This is a genomic window from Candidatus Rokuibacteriota bacterium, from assembly GCA_016209385.1.
GTDB lineage: Bacteria > Methylomirabilota > Methylomirabilia > Rokubacteriales > CSP1-6 > JACQWB01.
The window spans coordinates 1-7,369 of the sequence record JACQWB010000271.1 but is presented as its reverse complement, the minus strand read 5'-3'; the positions used below and the strand labels follow the sequence as shown (position 1 = coordinate 7,369).

General features: G+C 67.3%; 7 protein-coding genes. All 7 read left to right on the top strand.

Annotated features, from left to right (window positions below):
* The first annotated feature begins 203 nt into the window (after window positions 1–203).
* Window positions 204–974 carry a 2-dehydro-3-deoxyglucarate aldolase gene (locus tag HY726_20705; GenBank protein ID MBI4611419.1) on the top strand — a complete coding sequence of 257 codons (771 nt, stop codon included), beginning with the start codon at window positions 204–206 and terminating at the stop codon, window positions 972–974.
* Window positions 975–1,229: 255 nt separating this feature from the next.
* The gene (locus HY726_20700; protein ID MBI4611418.1) at window positions 1,230–2,225 is read left to right on the top strand and encodes an LLM class flavin-dependent oxidoreductase; all 996 of its coding nucleotides are present in this window, start codon (window positions 1,230–1,232) and stop codon (window positions 2,223–2,225) included.
* An 11-nt stretch (window positions 2,226–2,236) separates the two neighbouring features.
* Window positions 2,237–2,977, top strand: a complete 741-nt coding sequence (gene kdsB, locus HY726_20695) for a 3-deoxy-manno-octulosonate cytidylyltransferase (GenBank protein MBI4611417.1) — start codon at window positions 2,237–2,239, stop codon at window positions 2,975–2,977.
* The gene (locus HY726_20690; protein ID MBI4611416.1) at window positions 2,974–4,167 is read left to right on the top strand and encodes an MFS transporter; all 1,194 of its coding nucleotides are present in this window, start codon (window positions 2,974–2,976) and stop codon (window positions 4,165–4,167) included. Before kdsB ends, HY726_20690 begins: the two co-directional genes overlap by 4 nt.
* Window positions 4,168–4,427: 260 nt before the next feature.
* On the top strand, window positions 4,428–5,783 hold the full coding sequence (locus HY726_20685) for an extracellular solute-binding protein (protein ID MBI4611415.1): 1,356 nt from the start codon (window positions 4,428–4,430) through the stop codon (window positions 5,781–5,783).
* A 219-nt stretch (window positions 5,784–6,002) separates the two neighbouring features.
* Complete coding sequence (locus HY726_20680; GenBank protein MBI4611414.1) at window positions 6,003–6,839, top strand: sugar ABC transporter permease; 837 nt, start codon at window positions 6,003–6,005, stop codon at window positions 6,837–6,839.
* A 1-nt stretch (window position 6,840) separates the two neighbouring features.
* Window positions 6,841–7,369 (top strand): carbohydrate ABC transporter permease (locus tag HY726_20675; protein ID MBI4611413.1); only part of this gene is annotated, 529 nt, incomplete at its 3' end.

Sequence of the window (7,369 nt, the reverse complement as noted above, 5' to 3'; positions counted from 1 at the left end):
GCCCCCTCCGATCGTTAGAGCGTTTTTTCCAGCAGCCTTCTCGCGCACTCGTTGTTCCGTAACCCCGCGTCCCCACGTACTTCCGCTCAGACCCATTCGCTTAGAGCGTTTTTAGGGGGCCGGTGCCCGCCTTTTCAGGCGCACCCGGGTCTGTTAGGATGGGGGCGTTTTGCGTCGCCATCTTCCACCGGAGGGACTCACCGATGCTCGCCAATCCAGTGAAGCGCAGGCTCAAGGACGGCAAGGCCGTGGTGGGCACGTGGCTGAACCTGGGAGACCCGATCGCAGCGGAGGCGCTCGCGGCCCTCGGCTTCGACTGGCTCGTCGTGGACACCGAGCACAGTCCCATCGACTTGCACGCGCTGGCCACCATGTTCCAGGCGATCGGCCGCTTCGCCGTCGCGCCCATGGCCCGCGTCCCGTGGAACAACGAGGAGAACATCAAGCGCGTCCTCGACGCGGGAGCCTGGGGGTTCGTCGCGCCCAATGTGAGGGACCGGGAAGAGGCGGAGCTGGTCGTCCAGGCCGCCAAGTACCCGCCCAAGGGGATCCGGAGCCTGGGAGGCGGTCGCCACGCGCTCTCCTTCAAGACCGATCCCGCGACCTACTTCCAGAAGGCGAACGACGAGATCGTCGTCGTGCTCCAGATCGAGCACATCGACGGGGTGCGAAAGATCGACGACATCCTGTCCGTGCCCGACGTCGATGCGTGCTACATCGGCCCCAACGACCTCTGCGCCTCCATGGGGCTCACGCCGTCGCTCGAGCCGACCCACACGGAGTTCGAGGAGGCGGTGCAGACCATCCTCCGGTCCGCGCAGCGCCACGGCGTCCCCGCCGGGATCCACTGCGCCACTCCCGAGAACCTGAACCGTCGGATCCGTGAGGGGTGGCGCTTCATGGGGATCCTCGGCGATCTCAGGTTCATGACGGCCGCGGCTAAAGCCGCCCGTGACGCCATCACGGTGGAGTAGGAACGTGTCCGCCATCGTCGTGAACTGCCACGCGCGCCCCTTTCGAGCGCGGGCTTTGCCCGCGCAAGCGATGGGGGAGGTGTCGGAGGGGGCCGTCGAGGCCCCCGCCGAAGATCGAGCGCGGGCTTTGCCCGCGCAATCTACTCGGGCCTCGCCTCGTGGCTCTCCTCGCCTGCGGCTCGTCGGGAGCCCCGCGGCTCGAACTGCCACGGGGGAGGTTCGGAAGGGGGGCGAAGCCCCCCTCCGAGGATTTCTATGACCCGTCTCGGGGTGGCTATCCCCTTTTCCAACCCGATGCCGTTCGCCGACCACCTGGGGCTCGCCCAGGAAGCGGAGGCCCGCGGCTACGACGCGGCGTGGACCGCCGAGGTCGGCGGCCCGGACGCGGTCACCACCATGACGCTTCTGGCCACGAATACCAGGCGCCTCGAGATCGCAACCGGGGTCATCCCGGTGCAGACCCGGAGCCCGATCGTCCTGGGGATCACCGCCGCGACGCTGGGCAGCCTGGCGCCAGGCCGGATCGCGCTGGGCCTCGGCGTCTCGAGCGAGATCATCGTGAAACAGTGGCACGGGTTGCCTTTCCGGAAGCCGCTGGCTCAGCTTAGGGAGGCGGTTGCAATCATCCGGATGGTGCTCGCCGGCGAGCGAGTGACCTTCGAGGGCGAGTTCTACCGGCTCAAGAACTTCCGCCTCCTGATCCCGCCGCCGCCCCAGCCGGTCCGGATCTACCTCGGCGCGCTCGGACCCAAGATGCTCCAGCTCGCGGGTGAGATCGCGGACGGCGTGCTCCTGAACTGGATCCCGCCCGAGGCGATCCCCGAGTCGATCAGACAGGTCGAGATCGGCGCCCGTCGGGCGGGACGAAAACTGGACGGCTTTGAGATCGCCTGCTTCATCCGCGTGTCGGTGGCCGACGACCCGGCGCCCGCGCGCCAGTGGCTCGCCCGCGAGATCACGGGCTACTGCGTCGTGGATGCCTACGCCCGGTTCTTCACCGCGTGCGGCTTCGGCGCCGAGGTGGAGACGGCGAGGCGGGCCTGGCAGGCCGGCGATCGGGCAGGCGCCGTCAAGCAGATCTCGCCTCGCTTCCTCGACGGCCTCGGCGTCGTGGGCCCGGCCGACTTCTGCCGGCAGCGACTCGATCAGTTCGCCAAGGCCGGCCTCACCCAGCCGGTCGTGTTTCCGTTCTCGCCCGACCCGACGCCGTTCCCCTCGCTGCTCGGGACCATCCAGGCTTTCCCCGGCTGAGCCGGTGAGCCATGGCCTCGCTCAGCGTCCTCGGCGTCATCCCCGCACGCCTCGAGTCCAGCCGGCTCCCCCGGAAGGTGCTCCGCGAGATCGCGGGGCTGCCGATGCTCTGCCATGTCTATCGCCGCGCCGGGCAATCGCCCCTGCTGACCGACCTTTTGGTGGCGACGGACTCTGAGGAGGTCGCTGGCGTCTGTCGTGGTCATGCGATCCCGGCGGTCATGACCTCGCCCGCTCATCCTTCGGGGACCGATCGCATCTGGGAAGTTTCGCGCGGCCGCGCCGCTGACGTGTATGTCAACATCCAGGGGGACGAGCCGCTGATCACGCCCGAGCACATCCGGGCACTGGTGGAGCCGTTCCAGCGACGCCCCGACACCCAGGTGGTCACCCTGAAGGCCCGCGCCACGCCCGAGGAGGCCGCGAGCCCCAACGTGAACAAGGTCGTGACCGATCTCCGGGGGAATGCCCTCTACTTCTCGCACCACGCGATCCCCTACGATCGGGACCGTACCGGCACCGCGGTCTACTGGAAACACGTCGGGCTCTACGCCTACCGTCGGGAGGCGCTGGAAACCTTCCACCGGTTCCTGCCGTCGGTGCTCGAGACGGCCGAGCGGCTCGAGCAGCTCCGCTTCCTCGAGAACGGGATCCCCGTCCACGTCTCGGAGACCTCCGAGCCGACGATCGGCGTGGACACCGAGGAGGACCTCCGCGCGGTCGAGGCCTACCTGAGAAAGCATCCGCGTTGACCGCGTCCTGGCGGATCCTGGTCCTGATCCTCGCCGTCCAGACGGTCGCCAACATCGGGCCCATGGGTCTCCCGGCGATCGCCCCGCTCATCCGTGAGGACCTGGACCTCTCGCTCACCCAGGCGGGCTCCTTCCTCTCCGCCTACTATGTCGGGCCGATTCTCATGTCGCTCCCCGCGGGGTGGCTGGCTGACCGCTGGGGGATCCGCCGGACGATGGTGGCGGGGCAGGCACTGATCGCGCTCGGCCTCCTCAGCGCCGCCCTTGCGCGCTCGTTCGCCGTCCTCGTCCCCCTGACGATCCTGGCCGGCGTCGGCTACGGCATGCTGAATCCGACCTCCACCAAGGCCGTCATCGCCTGGTTTCCGCAACGCCAGCGCGCCACCGCTGTCGGGCTCAAGCAGACCGGCCTTCCGTTCGGTGGTGTCCTCGGCGCAGCTCTGCTCCCGGCCCTGGGGCTGGCCATCGGATGGCGGGCGGCGGTGATGGCCTCGGCCGCCTCGATCCTCGTGCTGGGCGCGGCCACGCTGATCCTCTACCGGGATCCGCCCGATCTGCTCCGACCATCCGGAGGCGGCGGCTCCGGAATGATCCGGACGGTCCTCGGGACGGCGGATCTCTGGTGGGTCTCCCTGGCCACGCTCATCTTCGCTGTGCTCCAGACCGTCTGGCTGAGCTTCCTCGTCCTCTACCTCCACGAGGTCGTGCGGCTCTCCGTGGTGAGCGCTGCGGGCTACCTCGCCCAGGCCCAGGTCACGGGCATCCTGGGACGCATCGGCTTCGGCGTTCTCTCGGATCGCCTCTTCGGCGGCCGCCGCCGGATCGTCCTCTTCCTCGCCGGGAGCGGGTCGATGCTCTGCTCGATCGCGATCGCGGCGACGGGCCCGGGGACACCGGCGTGGCAGCTCTCGCTCCTGGCCTTGAGCTTCGGGTTCGTCGGCATCGGCTGGAACGGCGTCCAGCACACGCTCCTGGCCGAGCTGGCGGGGCCGCGCGCCGCGGGCACGGCCGTCGGCCTCGGGCTCGCGGTCTCCTCGCTCGGCGTCACGCTCGGGCCGCCCGTGTTCGGCTGGGCCGTCGAGCGGATCGGGGGGTACGGGGCCGCCTGGATCGGTCTCGCCGCGACGATGGCGGGAGCCCTGGTCCTCCTCGGGCGAGTGCGCGAGTCGCGCCGCCTCTACGACAGGTGAGTGGCGCCGCGGGTCGCGGCGTCTGCGCGCGGGTTTTCCGTTGACACGACGGCGGTTCAGTGCTATCAAGATGCAAACCGTCAGGCCGGCAGACACTCCATCATCCCAAGCCCTGTGACGTCCTTCAGGAGGCGCTACCCCTTGCCGTCGGGGATTCCCCCCCGAGGAGGGGAGTCTGCTCCGGTTTCCGAGACCGGCGCGGGCCCCTGGACGCGGGGAGGTCTCCACCACTCGTCACCCATACCAGGAGGAGGACGCAGATGGACACACCGGATCGTGACACGACCCCGGTCCCAAGCGTTGACCGTCGAACCTTCCTGAAAGTTGGCGGCGCGGTCGGGGTCGCCGCCGCCGCGGGCGGGCTCGAGGGGATCCTGTCCGCCCGCCGGGCCCCGGCCGACGCCCAAGGAACAAGGCTCCACATCCTCCGGTGGGTGGACTTCATCCCGGAGGCCGACGTGGAGCTGAAGCGTCAGGCCCCCGAGGCGAGCAAGGCCCTCGGCGCTGAGGTCACCTTCGAGTTCATCAACGCGAACGACCTCCAGGCCCGCATCACTGCCGCTATCCAATCCGGGTCCGGGCCGGACATTATCCAGATGCTCTGGAACTGGCCGCACCTCTACGCCGCCGGCATCGTGGATGTGTCGGACGTGGCGGAGCCGATCGGCAAGGCGCAGAACGGCTTCTACGACGTCTTCAACGCCACCGCAAAGGTCGGGGGCAAGTGGCTTGCTGTCCCCCATGGGATTACCGGCAACACCGTGGCGTACCGGCGCTCCTGGCACGAGGAGATCGGCGTGAAGGAGTTTCCCAAGACATGGGAGCAGTGGCGCCAGGTTGGAAAGAAGCTTAAGGCGAAGGGCAAGCCGGTCGGCCAAGCGCTCGGTCACAGCTTCGGGGATCCGCCGACCTTTGCCTACCCGCTCCTCTGGTCCTTCGCCGGCGCGGAGGTCGACGCGACCGGCAAGAAGGTCGTGCTCAACTCCAAAGCGACGATCGAATCGGTGAAGTTCATGCAGGCCTTCTGGAAGGACGCCTGCGACGAGGGCGGGGTTGCCTGGGACGACACGAACAACAACCGCGCCTTCCATGCCGGAGAGATCAGCGCTACGCTCAACGGCGCGTCCATCTACATTGTGGCCAAGCGGCAGAAGGAGAAGCTGAAGGATGAAAAGGGCCAGCCGTTGGTCCAGGACATCGAGCACGCGCCGCTTCCGGGGGGATCGGCCGGCCAGTTCGCGATGTACTTGCCGTTCCAGCACAGCGTGATGAAGTACTCGAAGAGCCAGAAGCTGGCCAAGGACTTCCTCAAGTGGCTGCACGCGAAGGAAAACTACGAGAAGTGGTTCCAGGCCAATGAGGCGTACAGCGTCGGCTCGACCAAGGTGTGGGAAGAGCACCCCATGTGGTCCAGGGTCGACAAGCCGCTGCGGATGTATCAGCGGGCCGCCCGGCTCACCCGCACGCTCGGCCACGCGGGGCCGGCGACTGCCCGAGCCACCGAGTCGTATACGAAGTACATCATCGTGGACATGTACGCCAAGGCGGTCCAGGGGATGAAAGCGGAAGAGGCCGTGAAGTGGGCCCACGGTGAGCTTCTGAAGATCTACGCATAGTCTCTGAGGGGGGTCCCCACCCCCCTCAGGACACCCCCCGGCGGAACCAGAGGCGAGTTAGGTCTTTTGCTGGGCTCTGAGCGTAGGAGAACACGAGCGCTCGTGGGGAGGGCGGGGGACGCCGCCAGGATCGAGACGGTTGTCCCTCGCCCCGTCGTTTCCCGCGCATGGAAGCGCGTCTCCGTCTTGGAAGATGAGCGTCTTCTGGCGCTTGCCCTCATGGTTCCTACGGTCGTGCTGCTGGGCGTTTTCATCGCCTACCCGTTCGTCATGGGTGTGTGGCTGTCCGTCTCTGACACCACCGTCGGGAAGCCGGGTCGCTTTGTCGGATTTGAGAACTTCCGCAAGGCCTGGACCGACTCGATCTTCCGTCAGGCGGTCGGCAACACGTTCACGTACACCTTCTGGGCCACGATCCTGAAGCTCGCCCTCGGCATGTGGCTCGCCCTCCTGCTGAACCGGCACTTCCGGGGCAAGCGCCTGGTGCGAGCCCTGATGCTGCTGCCGTTTATCGTCCCGACCGTGCTCTCCACCTTTGCCTGGCGGTGGATGTTCGACCCGACCTTCAGCGTGCTGAACTGGACTCTCTACTACGCGGGCCTGATCACCACCAAGATCCCGTGGCTCTCGGACACTACCCTGGCCCTCTGGTGCGCCATCATCATCAACACCTGGCGTGGCATGCCGTTCTATGCGATCACGCTCCTGGCGGGCCTGCAGACCATCAACCCCGAGCTTCACGAGGCGGCGGCCATCGACGGCGCGAACGGCTGGCAGCGGTTCTGGCGGGTGACCTGGCCGCTCCTCCTCCCGGTCACGCTCGTTGTGGTCCTCTTCTCGGTGATCCAGACCTTCGCTGACTTCCAGCTGATCTATGTGCTGACGGGCGGTGGGCCGGCGAACTCCACGCACCTGTTTGCGACGTACGCGTATCAGGTCGGCGTGGCGACAGGCCTTCTCGGGGAAGGCGCGGCGATCTCCCTCGCCATGTTCCCGGTGCTGTTCCTCATCGTGGTGCTCCAGCTCTGGTACATCCGCCGGGTCGAGAGGACGTGAGATGATCGAGGGGCCGCGCTGGAAGAAGTGGGTGTACTTCTACCTCCCGCTGACGCTCTTCATCGTCGGCGTCCTCTTCCCCTTCTACTGGATGCTCATCACCGCGATCCGCCCGGACCACGAGCTGTACCGGTCCTGGCGCGCGGTGAACAACGCTCCGTTCTGGACCCTCAACCCCACGCTGGCGCACTTTCAGGACCTCCTCCAGAAGACTGCGTTCCCGGTCTGGCTCTGGAACACCATGTTCATCGCGGTGCTCTCGACATTGATCGCGCTGTTCTGTGGGCTCCTGGCGGGCTACGCCCTGGCGCGCCTCAACTTCCCCCTGGCGGGCGGCCTGGGGACCGCGATCTTCGTAACGTACCTGGTCCCGCCCACGCTCCTCTTCATCCCGCTGGCCGACATTATCCGGAACTTCAAGCTGGGGAATACCCCCTGGGCCCTGATCCTTACCTATCCGACGTTCCTGATCCCGTTCTGCACCTGGCTCCTCATGGGCTACTTCAAGACGATCCCAAAGGAGCTGGAGG

Excerpts from the sequence above, each read along its gene's own strand:
- HY726_20705 (MBI4611419.1), top strand. The coding sequence starts at position 204 with ATGCTCGCCAATCCAGTGAAGCGCAGGCTCAAGGACGGCAAGGCCGTG.
- HY726_20700 (MBI4611418.1), top strand. The coding sequence starts at position 1,230 with ATGACCCGTCTCGGGGTGGCTATCCCCTTTTCCAACCCGATGCCGTTC.
- kdsB (MBI4611417.1), top strand. The coding sequence starts at position 2,237 with ATGGCCTCGCTCAGCGTCCTCGGCGTCATCCCCGCACGCCTCGAGTCC.
- HY726_20685 (MBI4611415.1), top strand. The coding sequence starts at position 4,428 with ATGGACACACCGGATCGTGACACGACCCCGGTCCCAAGCGTTGACCGT.
- HY726_20680 (MBI4611414.1), top strand. The coding sequence starts at position 6,003 with ATGGTTCCTACGGTCGTGCTGCTGGGCGTTTTCATCGCCTACCCGTTC.